The following is a 26,488-nucleotide window of genomic DNA, read 5'->3' on the forward strand; positions in this document are numbered from 1 at the left end:
GCGGGGTCATCCGAACTCGGCGGCGTTCCCGTCGGTTTAGCTTGCCGCCACCGCCCGCAACCCGCGCTGATGCCTGTATTCCAGCGCGATCGCGCCCCAGATCAGGCCGAGCAGCAGGTAGACATGGCGCCAGTGGTCGATGTCGATGAAGGTGCCGAGCCCGATATTGCCGATGAAAGCGACGTAGGCGCAGAGCAGATAGGGCTGCCATGGCCGGTCGCGCAAAAGGATGCGGAAGCCGGCGGCGATCGTCCACAGCGTCAGCGACAGGAACGAGACGAAGCCGAGCCAGCCATAATCCATCAGCGTCTTCAGCCAGATGTCGTGCGTGTCTTCGCCGAAAATGGTGCCGAATACCAGCGGGCCGATGCCGAGCGGATGTTCGAGCGCCATCTCGAAGCCGATCGTGTAGCGGGCAAAGCGGCCAAGGCGCGCCGTGTCGTAGCTCTGTTCGAGCTGGGCGCGGCTGGAAAACATCTCGCCGACGCCGGGCAGCTGCAGGATGACGATCATGGCGACCACCAGCAGGGTGACGGCGGCAATGCTCATGATGATGACGCGCAGCCGGAACTTGCCGCTGTTGCTTTGCAGGAACAGGGCGCCGGTGAGCAGGATGGCCGAGACGGCGAACATGCCCCAGGCGCCGCGCGAGAAGGAGAAGAAAATGCCAGCGGTGATGATCAGCAGCGGCACCGCCAGAAGCGGCATGCGCGCGATCGAGCCGGTCAACAGGAGATAGAGCAGATAGATGCCGGGCAGCACCAGGAATGGTCCGAACACGTTCGGATCCTGGAAGGCGCCCTGGGCGCGGTCGTATCTGGTGAAGATTTCAGCGCCCGGGAAAGCGTGGAAATAGCCGGCAATGCCGAGCAGCGAGGTCACCACCGCGGAGACGACATAGGCGATGAAGATCAGCCGGTAGAGGCCGGGCTGCACCGCCGTCACCGACGAGAAGAACACCGCGGTGAACGCGAGAAACAGCGAGACGGCGAGATAGAGCGGTGTGTTGGCGAGAACGGCCATCTGCGTCATGGCAATCATGCCGCCGATGTTCATCGTGATCAGCAGCACGAGCAGCGGCACGGCCGCGCGCGATATGCGCAGGCCAAACAGCACCCACACCCCGATCAGCCCGAGCATGAAAAGATCGTAGGGCGCCGGTTCGTCGATGACGAAGCCCGACAGGAAGACGCCAAAAAACACCGCCCCCGACGATATCAGCGCGATCAGCTTGGCATTGACCGCAGCCTGCGGCAAATCATGGGAAATCGCGCTCAATAGGCGTTTTCCGTATTGAGCAGCCGCAGCGGCGTCATGAGCAGGATGCGCAGATCGAACAGCATCGACCAGTTCTCGATGTAATAGAGGTCATATTCCGTGCGCATGCGGATCTTCTCATTGGTGTCCATCTCGCCGCGCCAGCCATTGATCTGCGCCCAGCCGGTAACGCCGGGCTTGACCTTGTGGCGGGCGAAATAGCCGTCGACCACCTCATTGTAGAGAAGGTTGTGCGACTGCGCGGCAATCGCATGCGGGCGCGGGCCAACCAGTGACAGCGTGCCGAACAGCGAGTTGAAGAACTGCGGCAGCTCGTCGATCGAGCTCTTGCGGATGAAGCGGCCGACGCGGGTGACGCGCGGATCGTTCTTGGTCACCGTCTGCTTGGCGGTCGGGTCCGAGCGGTCGGTGTACATGGAGCGGAATTTGTAGACTTCGACGATCTCGTTGTTGAAGCCGTGCCGCTTCTGCTTGAATAGCACCGGCCCCTTGCTGTCGAGCTTGATGGCGATGGCAGTCGCCAGCATCACCGGTGAGAACAGGATGATGCCGATCAGCGAGAAGACGATGTCGAAGGCGCGCTTGGCGACCGAATCCCAGTCGTTGATCGGCCTGTCGAAGATATCGAGCATCGGCACCGAGCCGATGTAGGAATAGGCGCGCGGGCGAAACTGCAAAGCGTTCGAATGCGCCGAGAGCCGGATGTCGACCGGCAGCACCCACAGCTTCTTCAGCAGCTGCAGCACGCGCGTTTCGGCAGTCAGCGGCAGCGACACGATCAGCATGTCGATGCGCGCGATGCGAGCGAATTCCATCAGCTCCGAAATGGTGCCGAGCTTGGGATAGCCGGCCACGATCGGCGGCGAGCGCTTGTCGCCGCGGTCATCGAAGATGCCGCAGATGCGGATGTCGTTGTCTGGCTGCTTCTCGACCGAGCGGATCAGCATCTCGGCCGCCTTGCCGCCGCCGACGATGACGGCGCGGCGTTCCATGCGGCCGTTGCGCGCCCAGCGCCGGATCAGCTTCGACATCACCAGCCTGAGGCCGAACAGCAGAAGCAGGCCGACGACAAACCAGGTGCCGAACAGCAGACGCGAATAATCCTCCGACATTTTCATGATGAAGGCCGTCAGCGCCATCAGCGCGAAGGTGCCGGCCCAGACCATCAGTACGCGGCCGAGATTGGAGATCGGTCGCATCAAGGCGGAGATCTGGTAGCAATCGCTGACGTCGAGCAGCACCACGGCCACGAATGACGCCGCGGCAATGGTCAGCGGATATTGCCAGGCGAGATAGTTGAAGAAGCCGACAAAGTGGAAGTAGAGCGCGAGCCCCGACAGGAACAGCAAGCCGAATTCGACGATGCGCAATACGCCGCTGACCATGACCGGCGACATCGTATCGCGCCGGTATTGCGAGGCGACCTGGCGGGCAACACTGTTCATGCCGCCGGGCGTGGGGCTCTCGGCAGGACTGTCGAATTTGCGCACCGCATCGGCCGAAAAGCGGCGCGTGGGGTCGGTCTCGTTCATCGGGTTTCCCACAAGCTTCCGCGATGACGATAGCAGAAAGAGAGCTAAAAAAACCTTGAGACAACTTGTGGTTTTGGAGGGTCGTCTATCTGTTGAGCGCGGCGAAATAGGCCTTTTCGATTTCGGCGGCCATCACATCGGCGCCGAATCGCGCCCTGAGGCTGGCCGTATCGGGCATGGCGCGCCGGTAGGCGTCGAGATCGCGCAGCGCTTCACCCATCTTGTCGCCGAGTTGGCGCGGATCGGGACGGATCAGGGCAGGGGATCCCTCCCCGAAGATTTCGGGAATGCCGCCGACGGCCGTGGCGATCATCGGCCTGCCGGCCGCCAGCGTCTCCAGCACGATATAGGGCATGGCTTCCGCGCGGGAGGGGACGACGACCAGATCGGCCAGCGAAAATGCCTCCCTGGCCGGCATCGGCGGCAAGAAGCGGACCTGTTTTCCGAGGCCCAGCCGTTTCACCTGCGCATGGTAGCGCGGCAGGTCGTCGCCATCGCCGACCATGACCGCGGTCACGCGGCGCTCAAGCTGGGACCCGGCCAGCACCAGCGCGTCGATGAAAATGTCAGGCCCTTTGAGGTCGCGCATCATGCCGATGTAGAGCAGGTCGGCCGCGTCGGGTTGTGCGACCACCGGTTCGAACTCGGCGGCGCGCAGGCCGTTATAGACCAGCGTGTTCGGGATAGGCGGTTCGCCGACCTTCCTGCGATAGGTGCGCCGCTCATAGTCGGAGACGAACAGCAGGCAGTCGGTGAAGCGCGCCATGAAGCGCTCGAGCGCGAAGAACAGCTTCCCGGTCGTCGTCGTTTCATCATAGTGGAGGGAGCCGCCATGCGGCGAATAGAGGCGGGCTACGCGAGACCTAGATACCCGCAACAATGAGCCGAACAGACGGGCATAGGCGCCACCTTTGGCGCCATGTCCGTGCAACACGTCCGGCTGCAGTTCCTTGATGATCCTGTAAGTGCGCCAGGCCGAGGCGAAGTCGCCCGGCCCGACATGGCGCTGCATCGGCGTGCGATGGATGCCGAGCGCCAGGCTGTCCTTCATCTGGTCGAACAGGCGTTCCTCGTATTCGCCGCCGGTGGTCGAATCGCAGACGATGCCGACAACATGTCCGGCGGCGAGCTGGGCCTCCGTCAGGTCGCGCACATGCCGGAAGATCCCGCCGACGGGTGAGCGAAAGCAGTGGACGATCCTGAGCTGGTCCGCCACGTTGATGTCAGAACAGGCGTTCGCGAACGTAGACCGTGTCGCCCGGCAGCAGCGGATCGGAGGTAACCACCCGGCCTGTCATCACCTTGCCGTTGATGTCGCGGGTGATGTCGACGCTTTCCTGGTTGGCGCGCGGCGAGAAACCGCCGGCAATCGCGATGGCCTTCTGCACGGTGAGGCCCGGCACGTAGGAATACTGGCCGGCGGCGCCCACTTCGCCCATGACGAAGATCGGCCGGTAGCGATCGATCTCGACCGACACGTCGGGGTCGCGCAGATAGCCTTGGCGCAGTTTGTCGGCGAGCGCTTTTTCCAGCTGCTGGGCCGTGTGGCCGCGCGCCGGCACCGCGCCGACCAGCGGGAAGGACATGTAGCCGGACTGATCGACACTGTAGGTGTTGGTCAGACCGTCCTGTTCGAACACGGTGACGCGGACACGGTCGCCGGCGCCGAGCCGATAGGGCTGGTCGAGTACCTCGTGGAAGGCCGCCGGCGTCGGCCGGTAGCTGGAGCAGCCGGCGAGGATCGACACGGCCAGCAGAGCGCGAAACAGACCAGCAGCGCTTTTCATGATCGGACACACACCTTCGTCGCTATGGCCGCCAGGACACGGCGGCAAACCTTAAGGATCTGGGTTCGTTATCATCCTGTTAGGGTTAATGGCCGGTAAAGGGACGCGGCCGATTTGGCGGCAATCGACAAAAAGCCGTATAGTTTTGCTGGCTTTGTTTACCGGATGTCAGCAAACCCTAACAGCTGCTTACCGCGATCTTAACGGCTGAGTTACCATAGTTGTTTACGCTACCATCTAGCCTCATGTCCGGAGCAGGAATGCATGTCCGACCAGTCCGCGGCCGCAGATGTCGATGTCGACCTGAGACAGCTCTTCGCCAGCCTGGCGCGGAACTGGCTGCGCATTCTTGTGATCACGCTTCTCGTCACTGGTCTCGCCTTCGCGTTCGCGTGGCTTGCCACGCCGCATTATAAGGCCACGACGCAGCTGAAAATCCAGTTGAGCGAATCGGCCTATACGCGGCCTGCCGGCACCAATGAAGACGACAAACCTGTGCTCGATGCGGAAGGTGTAGCAACCGAGGTTCAGGTCATTTCCTCGTCCGACATTCTCAAGCAGGTGGCTGCCGACCTTAAGCTGGGCGACAAGCCCGAGTTCAACGATGCGCTCGGCATGTCGCCGGTCACCCGGCTCCTGGTCATTGCCGGGCTGAAGAGCGATCCGGAAGAAATTCCGCTCGAAGAGCGCGTGCTGACGAAGATGCGCGACAAGCTCAATGTTTATGGCGTGGAAAAGACCCGCGTCATCGCCGTCGAATTTTCCTCTGAAGATCCCCAGCTTGCCGCCGACATTCCGAACGCCATTGCTAAGGCCTACCTGGCCTACCAGGCGGATGCCAAGACCAAGTCGAACGCCGCCGCGACCGCCTTCCTCGGGCCGGAGATCGAGGAGCTGCAGAAGCAGGTCAGGGATGCAGAGGCCAAGGTCGCGGCCTTCCGCTCCGCTCAGTCGGACCTGTTGATGGCTGGCAACAATTCGGTGCTGGCGACACAGCAATTGTCCGAATTATCGAGCGAGCTGTCGCGTGTGCGCGCCAGCCGCGCCTCGGCTGAGGCAACGGCCGAAAGGGTGCGCCAGGCTTTGCAGAATGGCGGTTCGCTGGACGCTGTACCCGAAGTGCTGTCTTCCGATCTGATCCAGCGGCTGCGTGAGCGTCAGATCGAGCTCAGAACCAACATCGCCGATCTTTCCACCACCTTGCTCGACAACCATCCCCGCCTGCGGGCGATGAGGTCGCAGCTTGCCGATCTCGACGGCCAGATCCGCAACGAAGCGCAAAAAATCATGCGCGGGTTGCTGACGCAGGCGCAGACCGCCCAGGCGCGCGAAAACCAGCTGATATCGGACGTCAACAAGCTGAAAGCGGCGTCGTCGCGGGCCGGCGAGGAGCAGGTCCAGCTGGATGCGCTGCAGCGCGAGGCGAACGTCCGGCGCCAGCAGCTTGAATCCTATATGGCGAGCTTCCGCGAAGTGTCCTCGCGCAAGAATTACCTGCCGGTCGATGCCAGCGTGTTTTCCGAGGCGCGCGTGCCGTCGGAACCCTATTTCCCCAAGCTCGTGCCGATCGTCGGCGCCGCCTTAGTCGGCTCGCTGCTGCTGATGTCGGTCATCACGCTGCTGCAGGAGCTGTTTTCCGGCCGCGCCATGCGTCCGGCCCCAGGGGCGCGCTTCGAGCGTATCGAGCAGGTTGCGATGCCGGCAATGTCGGCGCCGGTCGTCCACCCGGAACCGGCTCCTGAGGTCGTGGAAGTGGACGATCAGCCGACGACCGTGGAGTCTGAACTGGTGCCAGAGCCCGAGCCGGCTCCTTCAGTGCTGGAAGGAGCAGCGGCTGCCGGTTCCGAACCGCAAGCCGAACCTGAACCTGTCCGCTCCAGCCTTGGCGAGATCGATGTCGAGAAGGCGGCGGAGAAGCTGATCGCCAGCGGTGCTGCGCGCGCCATCTTCGTCTCGCCCGAAGGCGATGAGGCCGCGGCCTCGGCAGTGCTGGTAGCGCGCGAAGTCTCCGACGCCGGCCTGCGCGTGTTGCTGCTCGATCTGACCGCATCGGGCGCGGCGTCGCGGCCGATGCTGGACAGCGGACTTTTCCCCGGCATCACCAATCTGCTGGCTTCGGAAGCGCAGTTCAGCGACGTCATCCACGCCGACCTCTATTCGGACTGCCACGTCGTTCCCGTCGGCACCGCCGATCCGGTGCGCGCCATGCGCGCCGCCGACCGGCTGCCGATCATCATGCAGTCGCTGACCACCGCCTATGATCTGGTCATCGTCGAATGCGGACCGGCCGATGCGCAAGGCATCAGCCGACTGGTCGGCGACAGCACCGAGGTCTTCATGTCCATGCTGCAGGCGGACGATGAGGTGGCGCAGGCCGCCGTCGAGCTGATCGAAAGCGGCTATCCCGACCTCACTCTGGTGACGCCGATCGGCCACGAGACGCCGGGTAACCCCGTGCCGGGACGACGTAGCGCCGCCTGAGACATCAGACAATTCGACTTAGGCGGCGCTACTACGGATCGGCTCGTCCATCGCCCGCCGGCTCCCGAAAAACCAAGCCTGTCAGCCGGCGCCGGGATCTACCCCAACTCCAGGGTCGTCACGCCAAATATTCGGCGCGAGTCGACCTTCGGAGGCGGGCCCTTGTACATGCGCGTGGTGGTGAAGGTCGGCCTGAAACCAATCGCTGCAAGCGCCTTGGTGAAATCGAAATTTTCGGCAGGAACGTCGATATGCAGGTCGCCACCTTCGCATGCGGCAGCCAGACTGCCCATGAGCTGCATCGCCGTCTCGGTGTCGTCGGCAAACAGCGGGCCGATCTTGTAACCCGAACGGCAGGGACGAGCCACGGCGTAGCCTATGGTGCCGAGTGAACTGATCGCGGCGAACCCGCAATGCGGCGGCTGCGCCCAGCGGTGCAGGAAGGCTCGTCGAGGCGCGGGGAAACAGCGGGCGTCATAGACGATGATGTCGGGCACGAGTTGCGTGGTTATCATGCGCACCCCTTCGCTTCGGACGGGCGGGGTCGCGATACGGCCGCTGAAGCGGATGGTTTCGTACGCCGAGCTGAATCCCGTGCGGCGATAATTCGCCAGCTGCGCGGCGACCCCGTCGAGGCCGACCGTTCGGCCGGCCAGCCTGGCCATGCCCGCATTCCAGACTGCTTTGCCATGGCCTTTGCCGCGCATGTCTGGTCGGCAGATGTAGAGACCGATGAAACCGAAGTTGCCGCCATAGGCGACAGCCGAGATGGCGGCGGTCATCTCGTTGTCGACAAAAGCGCCGATGAACCCTTCAGGATCGGTTGGCCGGAACGCGGCGGCATCGTCAAGGCCAGGATTCCAGCCTTCAGCCGCCGCCCAGTCGATGAGAACGGTCAGTTCCGGCGGAGACAATGCGCGGACGGTAGGCTTCATAGCGTTCACTCCGCGGCGACCACCCCCGGCGAGAAGGATTTCAGCACGCCGCGATAGGGCTTGGCCAGCGGACTGGCATAGGAGCCGCGCTTCGAGGTCGACAGGCCCAATGCGATCAGCGCCTCGGCCTGTTTGAGGGCGGCGCCGACGCCGTCGATGACGGGCAGGTCGAACTCTTGCTGCAACCGGTGTGCCAGGTCGGCCATGCCGGCGCAGCCGAGCACGATGGCCTCGGCGCGGTCTTCCGCTATGGCGCGGGCGATCTCGGCGCGCAGTTTCTCGACAGCGCCGGAAGCAGCGTCTTCAAGCGAGAGTACGGGAATGTCGGCGGCGCGCACGCGGGCACGCCCGGCCATGCCGTAGCGGTGCACCAGCCCCTCGACAGGGACACGCGAGCGTTCGGTGGTCGTCACCACTGTGAAGCGCTGGGCAATGTAGGAGGCGACACTGAGTGCGGCCTCGCAGATGCCGATGACCGGAATGGAGGCCATGGCGCGTGCCGCATCCAGGCCGGTATCGTCGAAGCAGGCGATGATGGCGGCCTTAGCCCCGGCACGTTCGCCGGCGGCGATCTCCATCAAAAGGCCGGGCACGGCCAATGCCTCGTCATAATAGCCCTCGATCGAGGCAGGACCCATCGAGGAGGTGACCGCGATCACCTCGGTCCCGGCGCCGGCAACGGCGCGCGCCGCCGCCGCGATCGTCTCGGTCATGCTCGCCGTCGTGTTGGGGTTCACCACCAGTATCTGCACGATCAAACCCTGGCCCGCTTGCGGCCGACATAGAGGATGGCGCCCAGTGTGGCCAGGATCACCAGGAAGGAGAACACGGTGGTCACCGTGCCCAGCGCATAGAGCACCGGCGTCGTGACATTGGTGGTCATGCCGTAGATCTCGAGCGGCAGCGTGTTGAAGGTGCCCGACGTCATCAGCGTGCGGGCGAACTCGTCATAGGACAGCGTGAAGCCGAACAGGCCGACGCCGATCAGGCTCGGCGCGATCATCGGCAGCACGACATGGGCGAAGGTCTGCCAGGAGTTGGCGCCCAGGTCACGCGCTGCTTCCTCATAGGCGGGCGAGAAGCGGTTGAAGACGGCGAACATGATGAGCACGCCGAAGGGCAAGGTCCAGGTCAGGTGCGCGCCGAAGGCCGATGTGTACCAGGCCGGGCGGAAGCCGACCTGCTGGAACACGACGCCGATGCCGAGCGAAATGATGATCGAGGGTACGACGAGGCTGGCGACCGCCAGGTAGAACAAAGCGGTGGCGCCACGAAATTTTTGCCGGAAAGCGAGCCCTGCCAGCAGCGACACGACGACGGTGACGATCATCACCATGAGGCCGAGCACGAGCGAGCGCTTGAAGCTGCCGCCGAAATCGCCGACCGCCTGGCGCTCGAACAGATTGGCGAACCAGTGCAGCGACACGCCATTGAGCGGGAAGGTGAGGCCGCCGGTCTCGCCTTGGAAAGAAAGGATCAGGATCGCCGATAGCGGGCCATAGAGGAACAGCACGAACAGAGTGAAGAAGGCCGCAAGCACATAGAATTCGAGGGTGCGTTTTTCGTGGCTCACCTCAAAGCTCCTTGCGGATGTCGACGATGCGCAGGATGCCCGCGACCATCAACAGTACCAACACCAGCAACACTACGGCATTGGCGGCGGCTGCGGGATACTGCAGCAGCGACATCTGGTTCTTCATCATCAGTGCGACCGACGCGCTCTGGCCGCCCGACATCACCTGCACAGTGGAGAAATCGGCCATCACCAGCGTGACGACGAAGATGGTGCCGATTGCCATGCCGGGCTTGGCCAGCGGGATGACGACGTTCCACAAGACCTGCCAGCCGGACGCGCCGGCATCGCGCGCGGCCTCGACCAGCGAGCGGTCGATGCGCATCAACGTGTTGAAGATCGGCGTTACCATGAACAGCGTGTAGAGATGCACCATGGCCAGCACCACGGCGAATTCCGAATAGAGCAGCCATTCGATGGGTTTTGGCACCAGCCCCAATTGCACCAGCGTCGAGTTGATCAACCCGTTACGGCCAAGCACCGGGATCCACGAGATCATGCGGATGATGTTGGAGGTCAGGAACGGCACCGTGCAGACAAGGAACAGCACCATCTGCATGGCGGTGGTGCGGATATGGAAGGCGAGGAAATAGGCGACCCAGAAGCCGATGAACAAGGTCAGAGCCCAGACGATGGCAGCGAATTTGATGGTGTTGAGATAGGTCTTCCAGGTGACCCATGATCCCAGCACGTCGGAATAGTTCGTCGTCAGGAAATCCGGATACATGGCGGCGAAGTCATAATCCCAGAAGGAGACGACGACGATCATGATGATTGGCAAGAGCAGGAACGCACCGAGGATGAGCGCCAGCGGCGCCGATTGGAGGTAGGGCGTGACGGCACTGATGGAGAAGCGGCGGTGTCTGGCGGGCTTGGCTGCTGCGATGGCGGGGCTTTCGAGCGCGACTGTCATTGGGAAAATCCTCCGTGTGATCGCGATGACTTGCGATCCTTCGCGCCCCCCTCTGTCCTGCCGGACATCTCCCCCACGAGGGGGGAGATCGAACTCTCATAACGGCCTTCGCCAAACTCCAACGTTGCTAACGAAGAGCCGGCCATGACGCTGCCAATCTCCCCCCAAGTGGGGGAGATGTCCGGCAGGACAGAGGGGGGCGCGAAGGATCGCAACATCACAGTGAACGCGTCCGCTCTACGCCGCGATGAACTCGTTCCAGCGCTTCACCATGTAGCGGTCCTCGTCCATGACCGAGTTCCAGCAGGCGACTTTGCCCATACGCTCTTCGAACGAGCCGCCGTCGCGCACGGCGCCGGCCTTTTCCATGACGGTGCCGTCCGGCGCCTTGATCTCGCCCTTGGCCGGCTTGCCTTCGATCCAGTAGCCCCATTCGTCCTCGGACATGAACTTCTTGGCCGAGACCATATTGGCGGAATAGTAGCCCTGGCGGTTGAGATAGCCGCCGACCCAGCCCGACGTATACCAGTTGATGTATTCGTAGGCCGCGTCGAGCTCGGCGCCTTTCAGATGGGCGGCAAGTCCAAGGCCGCCGCCCCATGAACGATAGCCTTCCTTGAGCGGCTGGAAGCGGCAGGCGATGCCCTTGGAGCGGACGGCGGCGACGGCCGGCGACCACATCGACTGGATGACCACCTCGCCCGATGCCATCAGGTTGACGCTCTCGTCGAACGACTTCCAGAAGGCGCGGAACTGGCCGGCCTGCTTGGCCTTGATGAGGAAGTCGATCGTCTTGTCGATCTCTTCCTTGGTCATGTTGCCCTTGTCGGCATATTCGATGCTGCCTGTGGCCTCCATGATCATGGCCGCATCCATGATGCCGATGGACGGGATGTTGAGGATCGCGGTCTTGCCCTTGAAGGCCGGGTCCATGATGTCGGCCCAGGTGGTGATGTCGCGGCCGACGAGGTCGGGCCGGATGCCTAGCGTATCGGCGTTGTAGATCGTCGGCACCATGGTGAACCACTTGGTCGGCGCCTTGGCGAAGGTCTTTGAGTCCTGCGCTTCGACATAGCCGACCGTGTGCGGCGCGGTGCCCTGGGCAATGATGCTGTCGGGCGTCAGCTTGCCGGTTTTGAACAACGGCACCAGCTCGTCGTAGTATTTCAGCTTACTGACATCCATCGGCTGCAGCACGCCGCTCGGGAACACCTTCTTGCAGATCCAGTATTCGATGTCGGCGATGTCATAGCTGTCGGGCTGGGTCACGGCGCGCTGGGCGGCCGCGTCCGAATCGGTCGCCGTCATTTCCAGCGTGATGCCGAGGTCGGCCTTGCACTTGTCGGCGATCGCGTTCAGGTTCGACACGCCGGTGCCGAACTGGCGCAGCGTGATGTTGGACTGCGCCCAGATGGTCGGGAAGCCTGTAATGGCGCCCGAGCCTGCGGCGAGGCCGACGGCGGCCGCACCTGTCTTGAGCAACGAACGGCGCGAAATTCCGGTCTTTGTTTCTACTGTTTTTGTCATTCCTATTCCCCTGTTTTGTTTTGCTTCGTTGAATTCATGAATGAAGGCGGCCGAGGACGATGGCGTCCTCGGAATCCCAGGCGAGCGGTACGGCGTCGCCAAGGGCGACGGGTTTGGCGAAGAAGTCGGAATCGTCGATGATAACGGTGAAATCGTCGATGCCGCCGCCGGTGACCGACAGCTTCACCGTGGCGCCGCGATATTCGATGTTGGAGACGATGCCGGTGAAGCCGAGGCCGGGAGAGGGTGCTTCGCCGATGCGCACATGGTCGGTGCGGATGGCGATGTCGATCGGCGTGCCCACCTCCTGGCCCGCCTCCCGGCCTTGCCCGCGGGCGGCGAGCGAGGCGCCACCATTGACGTCGAAGACGACCATGCCGTCGCGCGCGCCGGTAACCCGGCCGGAGATGACATTGTGGTCACCCATGAAGCGCGCGACGAAGGCGGTGGCCGGCCTTTCGAACACATCTCGCGGCGGCGCCGCCTGTTCGATGCGGCCGTCATTCATCACCACGATCAGGTCCGCCAAGGCCATGGCCTCTTCCTGGCTGTGGGTGACGTGGACGAAAGTGATGCCAAGCGAGGTCTGCAATTTCTTCAGCTCGGCGCGCATGCGTATCTTCAGGAACGGGTCGAGTGCCGACAGCGGCTCGTCGAGCAGCAGCGCCTCGGGATCGGTGATCAGAGCGCGGGCGAGTGCAACACGCTGCTGCTGGCCGCCGGAAAGCTGCGCCGGCCGGCGCGTCGCATAGGCCTCCATCTGCATCAGCTTGAGCATGTCGAGCGCCTTGGCACGGCGCTGCTCCTTGTCGACGCCCTTCATCTTCAGGCTGAAGGCGACATTGTCGACAAGGTCGAGATGCGGAAACAGCGCATAGGACTGGAACATCATCGCCGTGCCACGCTTTGCCGGCGGCAGGTCGGTGACGACGATGTTGCCGAGGCGGACATCGCCCGACGAAATGCTTTCGTGGCCGGCGATCATGCGCAGCGTCGAGGTCTTGCCGCAGCCGGAGGGGCCAAGCAGGCAGCAATAGGTGCCTGCCGGTATCTTCAGGCTGATGGCCTCGACGGCAGTCGTCGTTCCGTACACTTTCGAAACGGAGACGATGTCGATCTCGGCGGCTTTGGACATTCAGGCTTCCCCGTTTGGTCGCATTACCCAAAGCATTATGCGTGCCAATCGGCGGCAATCGGCCCAAGCGTTTGAATCGACAGAAAAATCGGGGTTCTTGCCCACTGCCTAGCCGGTAGGCTATCTTGTGCATTGCACAAATTATGGGCGATTGTGCGCGATCTGCACAAGAATCGTATGCAATCTTTTTTGGCTTCGTGTCCACTTTGCCTCTCGTGCGCAGGCGACGAGTTGCGCTAGAAGAGGCTGGGAACCATCATCGCCATGAACATTGCCGATCAGATCCATTCCGCCGACAGCGCCAACCAGGATCGCGCCCAGGCGATTCGCGACAATCTGCGGGACGCCATCGTTGACCGTCGGCTGACGCCCGGCACCAAGCTGTCGGAAGGCGAGGTCGGCACGCTGTTCGACGTCTCGCGCACGGTCGCGCGCGCGGCGCTGCAGATGCTGTCCTTCGAGGGGCTGGTGCGTACCGAGCGCAACCGTGGCGCCTTCGTCGCCAACCCTTCGCCCGAGGAAGCGCGCCAGGTGTTCGCATCGCGCCGGCTGATCGAGCCGGGCATAGCCATTGCCGCCTGTGGGCGGGTCACAGCCACCGATATCGCTGCGTTCCGCGCGCAGCTCGACGAGGAAGGCCGCTTCATCGCCGAGCGCGGCCCAACCGCCCGGCGCTCCGAAATCAAGGCGTCGGGCGATTTCCATCTGCTGCTCGCCTCCGTCGCCGGCAATGCCATCCTGCAGCGCTTCATGGAGGAGCTGGTGGCGCGTTCGTCGCTGGTCATCGCCCTTTACGGACGATCCGGCGTGTCGGCCTGCGGACACAGTGAGCACACGGAAATGGTCGGCGCGCTGGAAAGCGGCGATTGCGGGTTGGTGAGCCGGCTGATGCTGCACCATATCGACCACATCGAGGCAGATCTCGACCTGCGGGTCAGGGCCGGCCCGGCGCTCCGCGAAGCGCTGAATTTCTGAACGCTAGTTTTCGTCGTCCGTGGGAGCGGGCGCTGCCTGTCCGGCGGCCTTGCGGCGCAGCATCTTGGTCAGCTTCCAGACCGTCGGGTTGTTCTTGATGAAGGCTTTCGCCCGTGCGCCCTGCCGCAGCGCCGACGCCAGGGCGCGTCCCTTCAGCGTCAGGGGCGCCAGCACCTCGAAATGCTGGGTCTCGATATCGCACCAGAGCCGCTTGTAGGGCTCGTCGCCGACCGAGAAATCATAGACATCGAAGCCTGTTTGGCAGGCTTCCTCGATGATGTCGAAGAAAAGGAAATCGCCGGGGCTGGTGTGGCCGAGATCGTCCTCGGCGATGGCGCCGAATTCGCAGATCAGGCGTTTGCCCGAGCGGCTCGAGCCGGTGATTGCACGCAGCTTGCCGGCCACTTCGAGCCCATGCAGCACAAAGGCCGGTTTCTCCTCGGCCAGCGCGCCGGCGAAGAGGGCACGGAAGAAAGCCCGCACCTCCGGCTCGCCGAAGACATTGGCGATGCCCATCTTGGCGAAACGGAACTCCTTCATCTCGAAGAAAGCGTCGAGCAGCCGGTTCACGTCTTCGGGTGTCTGCGCCTCGATGCGGCGATGAACGCCGACCGCCTCGAATTTGCGTGTCTGCGAACGGTGCTTCTTGCGCTTGCGCTTGCCGCCCACACGCGACAGCAGCGCATCGAAACCACCGTCGAGATTGACGGCGAGCGACAGGTTTGGGCTCGGAAAGTTGGAGAACGCCACCAGCGGATTGGCAACGCCATCGAGGTCGGGCAGAAGCCTTTCCAAGGCAACGAGATCGATATCGGGACGCGCCTTGCCGATCGCCGTCACCAGCCTGCGGATCCCCCCGGCATCGGCCTTTGCCAGCCATGCCGGATCGGCGGCGGCGAAATTGCCGTTGGCATGGCGCCCGCCCATGAAGCGGGCGACGCGGAATGGACCAGTTCGCGTGATTTCCAGTGCCAGTGCAAAGACCGGCCTGTCCTCGATTGTCAGCGTGGCAATGACGGCATCGGGATTGGCCTGCGCCGTCCAGGCACGAACCCAGGCCGCGCTTTGCGCCGGCGCAAACAGCGCCGAACGGCAGAATTCGCCGTAAGAGGCGAGCGCGGCAGCATCTGCGGTCGACACCGACAGACTGGTCTGGTCGGCAGCCGGCGTGCGCGCAGACGCCTTGCTTGCGGCGAGCCGATTGCCGTCAAATGACGCGGTGGCGTCAACCATACCTCAATCCTTAAGGCGTATTCGTCGCGATCAGGAGTTCGCGTCGGCGCGTTCCGTGCTTGGATCGAGCCTAGGCGCAAAAGGTGAATGAATGATCGACGGTGGCGAGGCAGTTCGGAAACTGGCGCTTAATATCGCCCGCTTTACCGGCCTTGCACCGCTGGCCAAGCCGTTTGTCGGCGGCATTGGCGCCATCCTCATGTTGCATCGGGTCACCGCCACGCCGGAGAAGCCGGACGGCGTTAACCGCCACCTCAACATCGCCCCGCGATTCCTCGACGCTCTCGTCGCCGACATGAAGTCGAGGGGCTATGCCTTCGTCACCCTCGACGAGGCGATCGAGCGCATCAAGGCCGGCGGCAAGGACGGCCAGTTCGCCACCATCACCGCCGACGACGCCTATCGCGACAACATGACCGAAGCGCTGCCAGTGCTCGAAAAGCACGACGCGCCGATCACCATCTACGTCGCGCCGGGTCTGATCGACGGCAGCGCCGATTTATGGTGGGACGTGGTCGAGGATATCGTCAACGCGCGGGAGCGTTTGACGCTGGCGACGCCGAAGGGGCCGGTGACCATAGACTGCTCGACCCACAGCAAGAAACTCCACGCCAATGCGCGTCTGCATGCCTATCTGACGCTCGAGGTGCGCGAGGAGGATCAGCGCGCCGTGCTGCGCGATCTGGCGCACTCGAACGGCATCGACCTCGATGGCTTGCGCCCAAGCACGCTGATGACTTGGGACGATATCCGCGCCGTGGCCGGGCACAGGCTGGTGACGATCGGCGCGCATACGGTCAACCACCGCAATCTGAAGCGGCTCGACGAAGCCGATGCGCGCCATGAAATCGTCGACGTCAGGCGCCAGCTGCAGGCGCAGCTCGGCGGAGACCCCCGTCATCTCGCTTACCCCTATGGTTACGCCAGCGCTGTCGGCTGCCGCGAAGTGGGCTTTGCCCGCGACGCCGGCTACGCCTCGGCGGTGACCACTCGCCACGGCGTGCTGCACGCCGAGCACGCCGGCTTCCTGCACGCGCTGCCGCGCATTTCGATCAACGGCCGCTACCAGAGCGTCGCCCATATCCGCACCATGTTGTCGGGCGTGACGACGCCGCTGGCCAATGCCGGCAAAATGGTCGTCACCATCTAACCTGGGTCGGGCTCTTCAGCCTTTCGGCGGCGGCTCCAGGATCAGCCATTTGATGATGCCCATCGCAGGCAGCACCCAGAACAGGCCGCTGAACAGGAAGAACAGGAAGTGCACCAGCGGGCTGGATTGCGACAGCTGCGCGACCGCTATGATCGACGCGACCAGCGCATAGATGATGACCAGCGCCACCAGCAGGAAAGTTCCGATCAGCTTTTTCAGGCGGATGGGCATGAGCGTTCTCGTTGATCGCCTCCGCTTAGGCCCAACCGCGCGCCTGTGCAACCCGGGAGATGCGGCGCGACGGCGTGCCGCGCCGTCCGGTCTTGTCAGCCGGGTTGCGATGGTTCACCAATCCGCCACGTCAACCTGCCGGGACCAACCCATGGCCGCCATATCAGCCGCCGCGCCTTACATTGACCGCGATCGCGATCTGCAAAACCGGGCTCTGCTGCGCGGCTGGCTTTATGTCGTGCTTCTGGTGCTGTTTGCGCTGGTGCTGGTTGGCGGCGCCACCAGGCTCACCAATTCCGGCCTGTCGATTACCGAGTGGAAGCCGATCCACGGTGTGATACCGCCGCTCAACGACGCCGAGTGGCAGGAGGAGTTCCAGCTCTACCAGAAGATCCCGCAATATGCCGAGCTCAACAAGGGCATGAGCCTGGACGCCTTCAAATCGATCTTCTGGTGGGAGTGGGCGCACCGTATCCTGGCGCGCAGTGTCGGCCTGGTCTTCGGCCTGCCGCTGCTGGTCTTGTGGGCGACGCGCCGGATCGAGCGCGGCCTTGGGCCAAAGCTGGTCGGTATTCTGCTGCTTGGTGGCCTTCAAGGCGCCATCGGCTGGTGGATGGTGGCCTCCGGCCTGATCGACCGGGTCTCCGTCAGCCAGTACCGCCTGGCCACGCATTTGACGCTTGCCGCCCTGATCTTCACCACCACCATGGTGGTCGCGCGCGGGCTGGCGCCGCATTCGGAGCCTGCCGCCGACCGGCCGACACAAAGGCTGGCCGGCTTCATCGTGCTGCTGGTGCTGGTCCAGATCTATCTCGGCGGCCTGGTCGCAGGGCTCGACGCCGGCCTGAGCTACAACACCTGGCCGCTGATGGACGGCAAGGTGATCCCGTCAGATTTGCTTCTGCTCGAGCCGGCCTGGCGCAACTTGTTCGAGAACCCGAAGACGGTGCAGTTCGTCCACCGACTGGGCGCCTACACGGTCTTTGCCGTCGGGCTCTGGCACATGATCGCGACACGCCGGCGTTTACCAGGCACGACACACGCACGCCGCGCGACGCTGCTGTTTCTGCTGGTGCTGGTCCAGGCCTCGATCGGCATCGGCACGCTGCTGATGCAGGTGCCGCTGCACATGGCGCTGACCCATCAGGCCTTCGCGCTTGTCCTGCTGGGATTTGCCGCCGCCCACTGGCGCGGCAACAAGGGCGCCTATCCACTGCCAACGCGGCCGCCCATGAACGCAGGTACATCGTCTACGGTGTCTTGGCCGTCGCAATAATCTATTTCGCGAACGAACTGCCTCGCTACGTCTAACGCGCGAGGCTGCGCCGGTCAGAAGCTGAGCCGCACCTTTCGGATCACTCCCGCAACCGACAGCTCGCGGTTCTCGTCGACCGCATTCTCGTCCTCATGATACCATGCGGCCGACAGGCAGCCATAGGCGATGGCATGGTCGAGAATGGCAGCCGGCGTCTGGCCGAGTGTCCTGGCGAAGATCTCGGCCATATGCGCGATGCGCTCGGGATCGAGGCAGAGGTCGTCGCGCCCCAGTGGGTTGTAGAACAGATTGGCGGCGTCGAAGCCGGGATCGCCGAGCACGCCCTTCGGGTCGATCGCCAGCCAGCCGCGCGCACCGTGCAAAATGTTGTCGTGATGCAGGTCGCCATGCAGCGGCTTGACCGCATGCGGGGCATCGAGCAGCCGGTCCGCGATTTCGGCGGCCTCGATATAGAGGCTGTGCTCTCCGGCGTCGCGATCGGCTCCGGCCTTTTTGAACAGGCTGGCAAACCGTGTCCGCAGCGGCTGCAGGTCCGGCGGGGCAGGGTGTCTTGAGGGCGAGAACAGTCTCCCCATCAACTCGGCCGCGATTGCGGTCGCGGCGTTGTCGCCTTCCTTCGCCAGAACTTCGGAAAGCAGGGTGTCACCGGCATATTCCAGCAGCATGCGGTGGCCGTCCCGGCCAAGCAGCCGCACCGCGCCTTCGCCGCGCCGCCATGCGAGATAGTGCTCGCCGCGCAACTCGTCCTCGACATCGTCGAATGGTTTGAGCGCCTTGACGATGGCCGGCGAACCGTCCTCACGCCGCACCTTCCAGATGCGGCTCGAAAACGTCTCGGCAATGAGCTCGGGCGCGCTGATCTTCCAGCGCTTTGGAAATGCAGGCGCGTCCATTCAGAGCGTGATGCCGAAAAGTGTTAAGCGGTTTTCGGGCGACAGAATGCTCTCTCCAACTGAATTAAAGGCCGAGCATCAGATCCATGTTCTGAACGGCAGCACCCGAGGCGCCCTTTCCGAGATTGTCATAGACCGCAATCAGCAGCGCCTGCGCCCGGTCGTCATTGGCAAAGACATAGACCTTCATGCGGTTGGTGCCGTTATAGACCTCGGGATTGATCTCGGGCAGGCGCTCCACGTGCTCGTAAGGAGCTACCTCGACCACGCCGCCCTTGATGGCGGCAAAATGGTCGGCGATTGCCGCGTGCAGTTCGGCGCCGGCCGGCACATGGTCGAGCCCGCCGAGCTGCAGCGGCACCACTGTGATCATGCCTTGGGCGAAATTGCCGACCGCCGGCTGCATGATCGGATCGTGCGACAGCTTCGCATAGGTGCGCAGCTCCGGCACATGCTTGTGCTGCAGGGTCAGCCCATAGACCTGGAATTCAGAGGCATCCTCGCCCTTGGCGACATAGTCCTCGATCATCGGCCGGCCGCCGCCCGAATAGCCCGAAATGCCATTGACCGTGATCGGGAAATCCGCCGGCAGCAGACCGGCAGCGACCAGCGGCCGCAGCGTCGCGATCGGCCCTTGCGGCCAGCAGCCGGGATTGGCGACGCGTTTCGCATTGGCGATGATCCTGGCCTGATCCTTGTCCAGCTCGGCAAAACCGTATTCCCAGCCCTCGGCGACGCGATGCGCCGTGGAGGCGTCGATCACCTTGGTGGTGTCGTTGGCAATCAGCGACACGCTTTCCTTGGCAGCCGCATCCGGCAGGCACAGGATGGCGACATCGGCGGCATTGAGGAACTCGGCGCGCGCCGCCGTTTCCTTGCGGCGCTCGGCCGGGATCGAGATGATCTCGAGGTCGCCGCGCTCGGCCAGCAGCGCCCGGATCTGCAGGCCGGTGGTGCCGTGTTCGCCATCGATGAAGATTTTCGGTTTCATGTGCCCGTCAATTCCCTGCTAATTCAGGCCTATATGCCCTGGCCATGGTTTGCCGCGCCATGGTTGCCGCTGTTCAGCTCTTCCGCCCGCGCTTTTCGCTCGGCCACCAGGCCGAGATAGTGCATGGCCACCATCGAGCCGGCGATCGCCGTTATATCGGCGTGATCATAGGCCGGCGCAACCTCGACGACGTCGGCGCCGACAATATCGACCTGGCCGAGCTGGCGCAGCGTCGACAGGATTTTCGCCGAGGACGGTCCGCCGGCAACCGGCGTGCCGGTGCCGGGCGCAAAGGCCGGGTCGAGGCAGTCGATGTCGAAGGTGAGATAGGTCTTCCTGCCGCCGGTGCGGTCGACGATCGCATAGGCGATGTCGGAAGCCCGCATCTCCTCGATCTCGTGACCGTAAAGGATCTTGATGCCGAACGTATCGGGGGCATGCGTGCGGATGCCGATCTGGATCGAGCGGTCGGGGTCGATGATGCCTTCATTGACGGCGCGGCCGACGAACGAACCATGGTCGATGCGCTTGCCATCGTCAGGCCAGGTGTCCTGGTGCGCATCGAACTGCACCAGCGCCAGCGGCCCGTGGATGGCGGCATGTGCCTTGAGCAGCGGCCAGGTGACGAAATGGTCGCCGCCGAGCGACAACAGGAAGGCGCCCGATTTCAGGATTTTCGCCGCCTCGCGCTCGATCGTGCCTGGCGTCTTCTGGTGATTGCCCGAATCGAGCAGGCAATCGCCATAGTCGATGACGGCGAGATGCTCGAACAGGTCGCGCGAGAACGGATATTGCGGGTCGTTGTCGAGGATCGCCGAGGCGCGGCGGATCGCCTGCGGCCCAAAGCGCGCGCCCGGCCGGTTGGTGACGGCGGCATCGAACGGAATGCCCCACACGACGGCGTCCGCGCCCTTTGCATCCTTGGTGTATTTGCGCCGCATGAACGACAGCGCGCCGGCATAGGTCGGCTCGAAGGAAGGCCCCGTCTTGGAGCGGGCGGTGAAGGCGTTATCGATGGTCTGGTTCGCCATTACGGGTCCTTCTTTGTTCATCGGGCTGCCACAACTACAGAACCGGCACGCAAGATGCCAGTCACAGCTTGGCGAAGGACTTGTATCGCCAAGGTGCAAGGCCCGGCGGCATCCTCTCCGGCGGCCGCGGCGATGAACTGGCGGTGCGGGCCGGCATGCCGGCCGAGACCACGGTTTCTGGGCCGAACGCGGCGCCACCATCATCCAGACCGACGAACCGAAGGCTGCCATTGGCTGGCTGGGGGCCAACGGGTTTAGGGTGCCTTATGTGGATGAGGCGAAGCCGGCCGAGCCGCGAATACGGCGAGTATCAATTAGAAATCGTACGTCGGCGCCATCACCCCACCCGGCGCTGCGCGCCGACCTCCCCATCGAGGGGAGGTAGGGCGTTGGCGCTTTAGATTCCGACAGTCGTAGCGATTGCGAGGCATGCAAGGCTGCCGCGACCTCCTACCTCCCCTCGATGGGGAGGTCGCGCCGAAGGCGCGGGTGGGGTGACAGCGCCGCCCGCAAAATCTTCACGCCGCTTTCGCCACCCCATTCAATTCCCTCAGCACATCAGCCGACAGCTCCAGTTCCGCCGCCGCCAGGTTCTCTCTCAAATGCCCGACCGACGACGTCCCCGGGATCAGCAGGATGTTCGGCGAGCGGCGCAGCAGCCAGGCGAGCGCAACCTGCAAGGGTGTGGCGCCGAGCCGCGTGGCCACATCCGACAAGGTCGACGACTGCAGCGGGCTGAAGCCGCCGAGCGGGAAGAACGGCGTGTAGGCGATGCCGGCGCGCGCCAGTTCATCGATCAACCCGTCGTCGTCGCGATGCGCCAGATTGTACTGGTTCTGCACGCAGACGATCTCGGCGATCCCACGGCCTTCCTCGACCTGCGCTGGGGTGACGTTGCTCAGGCCGATATGGCGCACCAGGCCCTTGCGCTGCAGTTCGGCAAGCGCGGTCAACTGCGCCTCGATCGAGCCCTCGGCCGGACCCATCACCCCGAACATGATGCGCAGATTGACGACATCCAGCACCTCAAGGCCGAGATTCCTGAGATTGTCGTGCACGGCCTGCTCTAGTTCGTTGGCGGAATAGGCAGGCAGCCAGGAGCCGTTGCTGCCGCGCCGCGCCCCGATCTTGGTGACGATGACGAGGTCTTGCGGATAGGGCGCCAGCGCTTCGCGGATCAGCTGGTTGGTTACATGCGGGCCATAGTAGTCGCTGGTGTCGATGTGGTTGACCCCGGAGGCCACCGCTTCGCGCAGCACTGCAATGGCCGCGTCATGATCCTTCGGCGGACCGAAAACGTGCGGGCCGGCAAGTTGCATGGCGCCGTAGCCGAGCCGTTCCACGGTGTGGCTGCCGAGGGTGAATGTGCCGGATTTTTGGATGGTGGACATGGTCGGTCTCCTTTGAGGAGGCGAAGATAGACGCTGCTCAACCTCGGGATAATAAGGTACAATCCGTACAGCTTGTGCGGAATGGCGAACAATGATGGACCTTGGCGATCTGAACGCTTTCGTGACGGTGGCGCGTGCCGGCGGTTTTCGCGAAGGGGCTCGCGCCGGCGGCGGCAGCGCGTCGGGCCTGAGCGAAGCGGTGCGCCGCCTGGAGACGCAACTTGGCGTCAGGCTGTTCAACCGCACCACACGCAGCGTTGTTCCAACCGACGCAGGCCTCAGCCTCTTGGGAAGGCTTGGCCCGGCGCTGTCGGAGGTGGAGGCGGCCCTCGACGTGGTCAATGGCTTTCGCGACAGGCCGGCCGGTTCGCTGCGCCTCAACGTCCCGGTCAGCGCCGCGCGGCTGATATTGCCCGACATCGTTCCGGGCTTCCTCGCCGCCTATCCCGGCATTCGGCTGGAGGTCATCGCCGATGAGAACTTCGTCGACGTGTTGGCGGCCGGCTGCGACGCCGGCATCCGCTATGACGAGCGACTGGAGCAGGACATGATCGCGGTGCCGATCGGACCGCGCGTCCAGCGCTTCGCCACTGGCGCCAGCCCCGCCTATCTCGAGCGCCATGGGCGGCCGCAGCACCCGAGCGACCTGCTTGGCCATGCTTGTCTGCGCGGTCGTTTTGCCAGCGGTGCGATGCTGCCGTGGGAATTCGAGCGCGACGGCGAGGTGGTGCGGGTCGACACGACGGGGCCGTTGATCGTGCGGATCGGCGGGGCGAGCGATCTTGCCGTCCATGCGGCCATTGCCGGCAGCGGCATCGTCGCTCTCTTCGAGGGCTGGCTTCGCCCCCACTTCGAAAGCGGCGCCCTGGAGCCCGTGCTCGAACCGTGGTGGCAGAGCTTTCCCGGGCCATTTCTGTACTATCCCGGACGGCGTCTGGTTCCAGCGCCGCTACGGGCGTTTATCGATTACATCAAGGCCGGCAAGTTCTGAGACTTGAACCGAGGCCGGCGCCATCACCCCACCCGGCGCTTCGCGCGAAGCGCCGGGTGGGGTGACTGCCGAGACCCAAAAGAAAAGGCCGCCCGGAGGCGGCCTTTCGAGGTCTGGAACGTCGCAGCGCTTAGCGCTTCGAGAACTGGAAGGAACGACGGGCCTTCGCCTTGCCGTACTTCTTGCGCTCGACGACGCGGCTGTCGCGGGTCAGGAAGCCGCCCTTCTTGAGCACGGCGCGCAGTGCCGGCTCGTAGTAGGTCAGCGCCTTGGAGATGCCGTGACGAACGGCACCGGCCTGGCCGGAGAGGCCGCCGCCGATGACGGTGGCGACGATGTCGTACTGGCCGGCGCGGTTGGAAGCGATGATCGGCTGGTTGAGGATCATCTGCAGGACCGGACGCGCGAAATAGGTCGCGAATTCCTTGTCGTTGACGACGATCTTGCCGGAACCCGGCTTCACCCAGACGCGCGCAATTGCGTTCTTGCGCTTGCCGGTGGCATAGGCGCGGCCCGACTTGTCGAGCTTCTGGACATGCACGGGTGCTGCCGGCTGGGTGTTGGTGTTGCCGGTGGCGGCGCCCAATTCTGCGAGCGAGGAAAGCTCAGCCATCTTATGCAACCTTCTTGTTCTTGGCGTTCAGCGCGCCGACGTCGAGGGTGACGGGCTGCTGGGCGACATGCGGATGTTCCGTGCCTGCATAGACGCGGAGGTTCTTCATCTGGCGACGGCCGAGCGGCCCGCGCGGGATCATGCGTTCGACGGCCTTCTCGACGACACGCTCGGGGAAACGGCCCTCGAGCAGCTGGCGCGCGGTGCGCTCCTTGATGCCGCCGGGGTGACCGGTGTGCCAGTAATAGACCTTGTCGGTGAACTTCTTGCCGGTGAACACCACCTTGTCGGCATTGATGACGATGACGTTATCGCCGTCGTCGACATGCGGGGTGAAGGTGGGCTTGTGCTTGCCGCGAAGATGATTGGCGATGACAGTGGCGAGACGGCCGACGACGAGACCCTCGGCGTCGATCAGCACCCACTTCTTCACCACATCCGCAGGCTTCTGCGAAAAGGTTGCCATGGATTTCTGCTTTCGATTTGGACCTTCCGAAGAAGGCGTTTCTTGTTGCTTAGATTGGCGACAAGACACTTGCCCGCCGCCAATAACAAAACGGCGGCCTTTGCGGGCCGCTGCTTCGTGACGGCTTATAGGCGAGGGGAGTGGGCACGTCAAGGCGCGGGAAAAGCACGTCTGCTCGTAAAGTGCTATAAAAACAAAGGTTTGACTAAAAGGTATTATTTTACCACATCGGCGGCGAGCTTCGGCGGGATCGAATAGGTGCCGGTCGCATGCGCAACCGTGTGTTCCTTCGGTCCGGCGACGATGTCGATATCGAACACCATCAGGCTCTTGCCCAGCTTCAGGATGCGGCAATGGCCGTCGATCGGGCCGGCCTCGGCCTTGCGGACGAAATTGATGTTGAGGTTGACCGTAACCGAAAGCGCATCCGGCCCGGCATGGCTGAGCACGCAGACATAGCCGCCAATGTCGGCCAGCGTGAACAGCGAGGGCCCGGACACCGTGCCGCCGGGACGCAAATGCCGTTCGCTGGCGTTGAGCCGCACCGTGCAGCCGCCCGGAAACACATCGAGCGCCTCATACGACGTGAACTCGTCGTTGAGCTGCGGGTAGACGCTGGCCATCAGCGCATTGACTTCAGCCGCCGTCAGCACCGGCTTGAGATTGTCCTGGGCGGGCATGTCGGTCTCTCGTTCTATGCCGGGCCTGTATGAACGCAATGATGCGCTTCTGGCAACACCTCTGGCGCAAGCGATGGGTGTTGATGAAACTCGATCCGATATTAGATAGTCTGGCGGCGCCCGGCGGAATCGCGGAGACCCTTGTCATGGCCGAAATCCTTTCGATCAAACCTGTTGCCATAGACGGGCCGGTCATCGCCGGGCTGGACAAGGGCGTGCTGCGCCTGACGCTCGCCAATCCGCCCGCCAATGCCTTGTCGCTTTCCGTCATGGCGGCATTGAGCGCCGAGCTCGACCGTGCCAAGGCCAACAAATCGGTCCGCGTCATCGTCTTGGCGGCCGCCGGGAAAGTCTTCTGCGCCGGTCACGATCTCAAGGAAATGACCGCGCGCCGCGCCGACGCCGACAAGGGCAAGGGGTTTTTCGAGCAGACATTTTCGGCTTGCGCGGCGTTGATGCAGCAGATCGTGCGCCATCCGCTCCCGATCATCGCCGAAGTCGATGGCCTCGCCACTGCTGCGGGGCTGCAACTGGTTGGCAGTTGCGACCTCGCCATTGCCTCGCATGAAGCGACCTTCTGCACGCCGGGCGTCAATATCGGCCTGTTTTGTTCGACGCCGATGGTGGCGCTGTCACGCAACGTGTCTCACAAGCACGCCATGGAAATGCTGCTCACCGGCGAGACCATCGATGCCGCAACCGCCAAGGAATTCGGCCTGGTTAACCGCGTCGTGCCGCGCGAATACCTGAATCAGATCGTCACCAAATACGCGCAAACCATTGCCTCCAAATCATCTCTGGTGGTCAAGACCGGCAAGGAAGCCTTTTACGCGCAGGCCGAGATGGGGTTGGCGGACGCGTATGCCTATACCGGCCGCGTCATGGTCGAGAACATGCTGGCCCGCGACGCCGAGGAAGGCATCGGCGCCTTCATCGGCAAGCGTAAACCGGAATGGACGGACGAATAGGCTTTTCGATCCATGGAACCGCGCATCTCCATCATCACCATCGCCACCGACGATCTCGAGCGCGCCGTGCGCTTTTACGAGGGCATGGGCCTGAAGCGCCACGCCGGCATCACCGATGGCGTCGCCTTCTTCCAGATGGGCGGCGCCATTCTCGGCCTGTTCCCGCGGCCAAGCGCCGAGGAGGATTCAGGCATTGCCTTCGCCGCAGCACCGTCGGCGGTCTACCTCGCCTACAACACCCGCTCCGATGCCGAGGTTGACGAGGTCTTGGCCGCAGCCGAGAAGGCCGGCGGCACAATCGTCAAGCCGGCCGGCCGTGCCTTCTGGGGCGGCTGGTACGGCTATTTCGCCGATGCCGACGGCCATGTCTGGGAAGTGGCGCACAATCCGGCCTTCCCGATCGCGGATGACGGCACCATCTCGCTGCCGGATTGAGCG

Annotated in this window: 26 protein-coding genes and 1 pseudogene; 8 read left to right on the top strand and 19 right to left on the bottom strand. The window is 63.6% G+C overall.

Features of this window, described 5'->3' with window-relative positions; all coding sequences use genetic code 11:
* Positions 1 to 36 precede the first annotated feature (36 nt).
* The 4 genes from NKJ76_RS26970 to NKJ76_RS26985 all read right to left on the bottom strand — a co-directional run bounded on the left by NKJ76_RS26970 (position 37) and on the right by NKJ76_RS26985 (position 4,597).
* Complete coding sequence (locus NKJ76_RS26970; RefSeq protein ID WP_023689487.1) at positions 37 to 1,278, bottom strand: O-antigen ligase family protein; 1,242 nt, start codon at positions 1,276 to 1,278, stop codon at positions 37 to 39.
* Positions 1,275 to 2,810 carry an undecaprenyl-phosphate glucose phosphotransferase gene (locus NKJ76_RS26975; protein ID WP_023689486.1) on the bottom strand — a complete coding sequence of 512 codons (1,536 nt, stop codon included), beginning with the start codon at positions 2,808 to 2,810 and terminating at the stop codon, positions 1,275 to 1,277. Before NKJ76_RS26975 ends, NKJ76_RS26970 begins: the two co-directional genes overlap by 4 nt.
* A gap of 85 nt (positions 2,811 to 2,895) precedes the next feature.
* The gene (locus NKJ76_RS26980) at positions 2,896 to 4,026 is read right to left on the bottom strand and encodes a glycosyltransferase (RefSeq protein ID WP_352538781.1); all 1,131 of its coding nucleotides are present in this window, start codon (positions 4,024 to 4,026) and stop codon (positions 2,896 to 2,898) included.
* A gap of 7 nt (positions 4,027 to 4,033) precedes the next feature.
* Complete coding sequence (locus NKJ76_RS26985; RefSeq protein ID WP_023682330.1) at positions 4,034 to 4,597, bottom strand: polysaccharide biosynthesis/export family protein; 564 nt, start codon at positions 4,595 to 4,597, stop codon at positions 4,034 to 4,036.
* Positions 4,598 to 4,861: 264 nt separating this feature from the next.
* On the opposite strand from NKJ76_RS26985, the gene NKJ76_RS26990 reads away from it, so the two are divergent.
* On the top strand, positions 4,862 to 7,078 hold the full coding sequence (locus NKJ76_RS26990; protein WP_023705049.1) for a GumC family protein: 2,217 nt from the start codon (positions 4,862 to 4,864) through the stop codon (positions 7,076 to 7,078).
* 98 nt (positions 7,079 to 7,176) lie between these two features.
* Here the strand turns inward: NKJ76_RS26990 and NKJ76_RS26995 are convergent, their stop codons facing one another.
* The 6 genes from NKJ76_RS26995 to NKJ76_RS27020 form a co-directional block, all read right to left on the bottom strand.
* Positions 7,177 to 8,013 carry a GNAT family N-acetyltransferase gene (locus NKJ76_RS26995; protein WP_023705048.1) on the bottom strand — a complete coding sequence of 279 codons (837 nt, stop codon included), beginning with the start codon at positions 8,011 to 8,013 and terminating at the stop codon, positions 7,177 to 7,179.
* Positions 8,014 to 8,018: 5 nt separating this feature from the next.
* On the bottom strand, positions 8,019 to 8,765 hold the full coding sequence (locus NKJ76_RS27000; protein WP_023730871.1) for an aspartate/glutamate racemase family protein: 747 nt from the start codon (positions 8,763 to 8,765) through the stop codon (positions 8,019 to 8,021).
* Positions 8,766 to 8,767: 2 nt separating this feature from the next.
* Positions 8,768 to 9,586, bottom strand: a complete 819-nt coding sequence (locus tag NKJ76_RS27005) for an ABC transporter permease (RefSeq protein WP_352538782.1) — start codon at positions 9,584 to 9,586, stop codon at positions 8,768 to 8,770.
* Between the two features lies 1 nt (position 9,587).
* The gene (locus tag NKJ76_RS27010; protein ID WP_023700525.1) at positions 9,588 to 10,499 is read right to left on the bottom strand and encodes an ABC transporter permease; all 912 of its coding nucleotides are present in this window, start codon (positions 10,497 to 10,499) and stop codon (positions 9,588 to 9,590) included.
* Positions 10,500 to 10,736: 237 nt separating this feature from the next.
* Entirely contained in the window at positions 10,737 to 12,026 is a 1,290-nt protein-coding gene (locus tag NKJ76_RS27015) for an ABC transporter substrate-binding protein (RefSeq protein WP_023700524.1), read from the bottom strand.
* Positions 12,027 to 12,060: 34 nt separating this feature from the next.
* Positions 12,061 to 13,161 (bottom strand): ABC transporter ATP-binding protein, encoded by a 1,101-nt coding sequence (locus tag NKJ76_RS27020; RefSeq protein ID WP_023689478.1) that lies wholly within the window; start codon positions 13,159 to 13,161, stop codon positions 12,061 to 12,063.
* Positions 13,162 to 13,425: 264 nt separating this feature from the next.
* On the opposite strand from NKJ76_RS27020, the gene NKJ76_RS27025 reads away from it, so the two are divergent.
* Positions 13,426 to 14,136, top strand: coding sequence for a GntR family transcriptional regulator (locus tag NKJ76_RS27025; RefSeq protein ID WP_023669398.1), 711 nt, complete (start codon positions 13,426 to 13,428; stop codon positions 14,134 to 14,136).
* 3 nt (positions 14,137 to 14,139) lie between these two features.
* On the opposite strand, the gene NKJ76_RS27030 is transcribed toward NKJ76_RS27025, so the two are convergent.
* Positions 14,140 to 15,369, bottom strand: a complete 1,230-nt coding sequence (locus NKJ76_RS27030) for a GNAT family N-acetyltransferase (RefSeq protein WP_352538783.1) — start codon at positions 15,367 to 15,369, stop codon at positions 14,140 to 14,142.
* Positions 15,370 to 15,460: 91 nt separating this feature from the next.
* Here NKJ76_RS27030 and NKJ76_RS27035 point away from each other — a divergent pair, with 91 nt between their 5' ends.
* Positions 15,461 to 16,519, top strand: a complete 1,059-nt coding sequence (locus NKJ76_RS27035) for a polysaccharide deacetylase family protein (protein ID WP_352538784.1) — start codon at positions 15,461 to 15,463, stop codon at positions 16,517 to 16,519.
* A 15-nt stretch (positions 16,520 to 16,534) separates the two neighbouring features.
* Here the strand turns inward: NKJ76_RS27035 and NKJ76_RS27040 are convergent, their stop codons facing one another.
* Positions 16,535 to 16,750 (bottom strand): DUF2842 domain-containing protein, encoded by a 216-nt coding sequence (locus NKJ76_RS27040; RefSeq protein WP_023669401.1) that lies wholly within the window; start codon positions 16,748 to 16,750, stop codon positions 16,535 to 16,537.
* Positions 16,751 to 16,901: 151 nt separating this feature from the next.
* Between NKJ76_RS27040 and NKJ76_RS27045 the strand changes: the two genes are divergently transcribed.
* On the top strand, positions 16,902 to 18,026 hold the full coding sequence (locus NKJ76_RS27045) for a COX15/CtaA family protein (RefSeq protein WP_352538785.1): 1,125 nt from the start codon (positions 16,902 to 16,904) through the stop codon (positions 18,024 to 18,026).
* Positions 18,027 to 18,079: 53 nt separating this feature from the next.
* Here the strand turns inward: NKJ76_RS27045 and NKJ76_RS27050 are convergent, their stop codons facing one another.
* The 3 genes from NKJ76_RS27050 to speB all read right to left on the bottom strand — a co-directional run bounded on the left by NKJ76_RS27050 (position 18,080) and on the right by speB (position 20,941).
* The gene (locus NKJ76_RS27050; protein WP_352538786.1) at positions 18,080 to 18,919 is read right to left on the bottom strand and encodes an aminoglycoside phosphotransferase family protein; all 840 of its coding nucleotides are present in this window, start codon (positions 18,917 to 18,919) and stop codon (positions 18,080 to 18,082) included.
* A gap of 64 nt (positions 18,920 to 18,983) precedes the next feature.
* The gene (gene argC, locus NKJ76_RS27055; protein WP_023682318.1) at positions 18,984 to 19,910 is read right to left on the bottom strand and encodes an N-acetyl-gamma-glutamyl-phosphate reductase; all 927 of its coding nucleotides are present in this window, start codon (positions 19,908 to 19,910) and stop codon (positions 18,984 to 18,986) included.
* Between the two features lie 29 nt (positions 19,911 to 19,939).
* Positions 19,940 to 20,941 (bottom strand): agmatinase, encoded by a 1,002-nt coding sequence (gene speB / locus NKJ76_RS27060; RefSeq protein WP_023669405.1) that lies wholly within the window; start codon positions 20,939 to 20,941, stop codon positions 19,940 to 19,942.
* A 98-nt stretch (positions 20,942 to 21,039) separates the two neighbouring features.
* On the opposite strand from speB, the pseudogene NKJ76_RS27065 reads away from it, so the two are divergent.
* Positions 21,040 to 21,259: pseudogene (locus tag NKJ76_RS27065) on the top strand (glycerophosphodiester phosphodiesterase family protein); the annotation flags it as partial.
* 200 nt (positions 21,260 to 21,459) lie between these two features.
* On the opposite strand, the gene NKJ76_RS27070 reads toward NKJ76_RS27065, so the two are convergent.
* Positions 21,460 to 22,332: an aldo/keto reductase family oxidoreductase gene (locus NKJ76_RS27070; protein WP_352538787.1), complete on the bottom strand. Its 873-nt coding sequence runs from the start codon at positions 22,330 to 22,332 to the stop codon at positions 21,460 to 21,462.
* Between the two features lie 91 nt (positions 22,333 to 22,423).
* Between NKJ76_RS27070 and NKJ76_RS27075 the strand changes: the two genes are divergently transcribed.
* Complete coding sequence (locus NKJ76_RS27075; protein ID WP_023693291.1) at positions 22,424 to 23,323, top strand: LysR family transcriptional regulator; 900 nt, start codon at positions 22,424 to 22,426, stop codon at positions 23,321 to 23,323.
* 130 nt (positions 23,324 to 23,453) lie between these two features.
* Here the strand turns inward: NKJ76_RS27075 and rpsI are convergent, their stop codons facing one another.
* The 3 genes from rpsI to NKJ76_RS27090 all read right to left on the bottom strand — a co-directional run bounded on the left by rpsI (position 23,454) and on the right by NKJ76_RS27090 (position 25,082).
* The gene (gene rpsI, locus NKJ76_RS27080) at positions 23,454 to 23,936 is read right to left on the bottom strand and encodes a 30S ribosomal protein S9 (RefSeq protein WP_023669408.1); all 483 of its coding nucleotides are present in this window, start codon (positions 23,934 to 23,936) and stop codon (positions 23,454 to 23,456) included.
* A gap of 1 nt (position 23,937) precedes the next feature.
* Positions 23,938 to 24,402 carry a 50S ribosomal protein L13 gene (gene rplM, locus NKJ76_RS27085; RefSeq protein ID WP_023669409.1) on the bottom strand — a complete coding sequence of 155 codons (465 nt, stop codon included), beginning with the start codon at positions 24,400 to 24,402 and terminating at the stop codon, positions 23,938 to 23,940.
* Between the two features lie 215 nt (positions 24,403 to 24,617).
* On the bottom strand, positions 24,618 to 25,082 hold the full coding sequence (locus NKJ76_RS27090; protein WP_023743589.1) for a PaaI family thioesterase: 465 nt from the start codon (positions 25,080 to 25,082) through the stop codon (positions 24,618 to 24,620).
* Positions 25,083 to 25,228: 146 nt separating this feature from the next.
* Here NKJ76_RS27090 and NKJ76_RS27095 point away from each other — a divergent pair, with 146 nt between their 5' ends.
* Both NKJ76_RS27095 and NKJ76_RS27100 read left to right on the top strand, forming a co-directional pair.
* The gene (locus tag NKJ76_RS27095; protein WP_023669411.1) at positions 25,229 to 26,050 is read left to right on the top strand and encodes an enoyl-CoA hydratase; all 822 of its coding nucleotides are present in this window, start codon (positions 25,229 to 25,231) and stop codon (positions 26,048 to 26,050) included.
* 12 nt (positions 26,051 to 26,062) lie between these two features.
* Entirely contained in the window at positions 26,063 to 26,485 is a 423-nt protein-coding gene (locus tag NKJ76_RS27100; protein ID WP_023682313.1) for a VOC family protein, read from the top strand.
* Positions 26,486 to 26,488: the final 3 nt, after the last annotated feature.

It is taken from the genome of Mesorhizobium sp. M0029, assembly GCF_040323735.1.
Classification (GTDB): Bacteria; Pseudomonadota; Alphaproteobacteria; order Rhizobiales; family Rhizobiaceae; genus Mesorhizobium.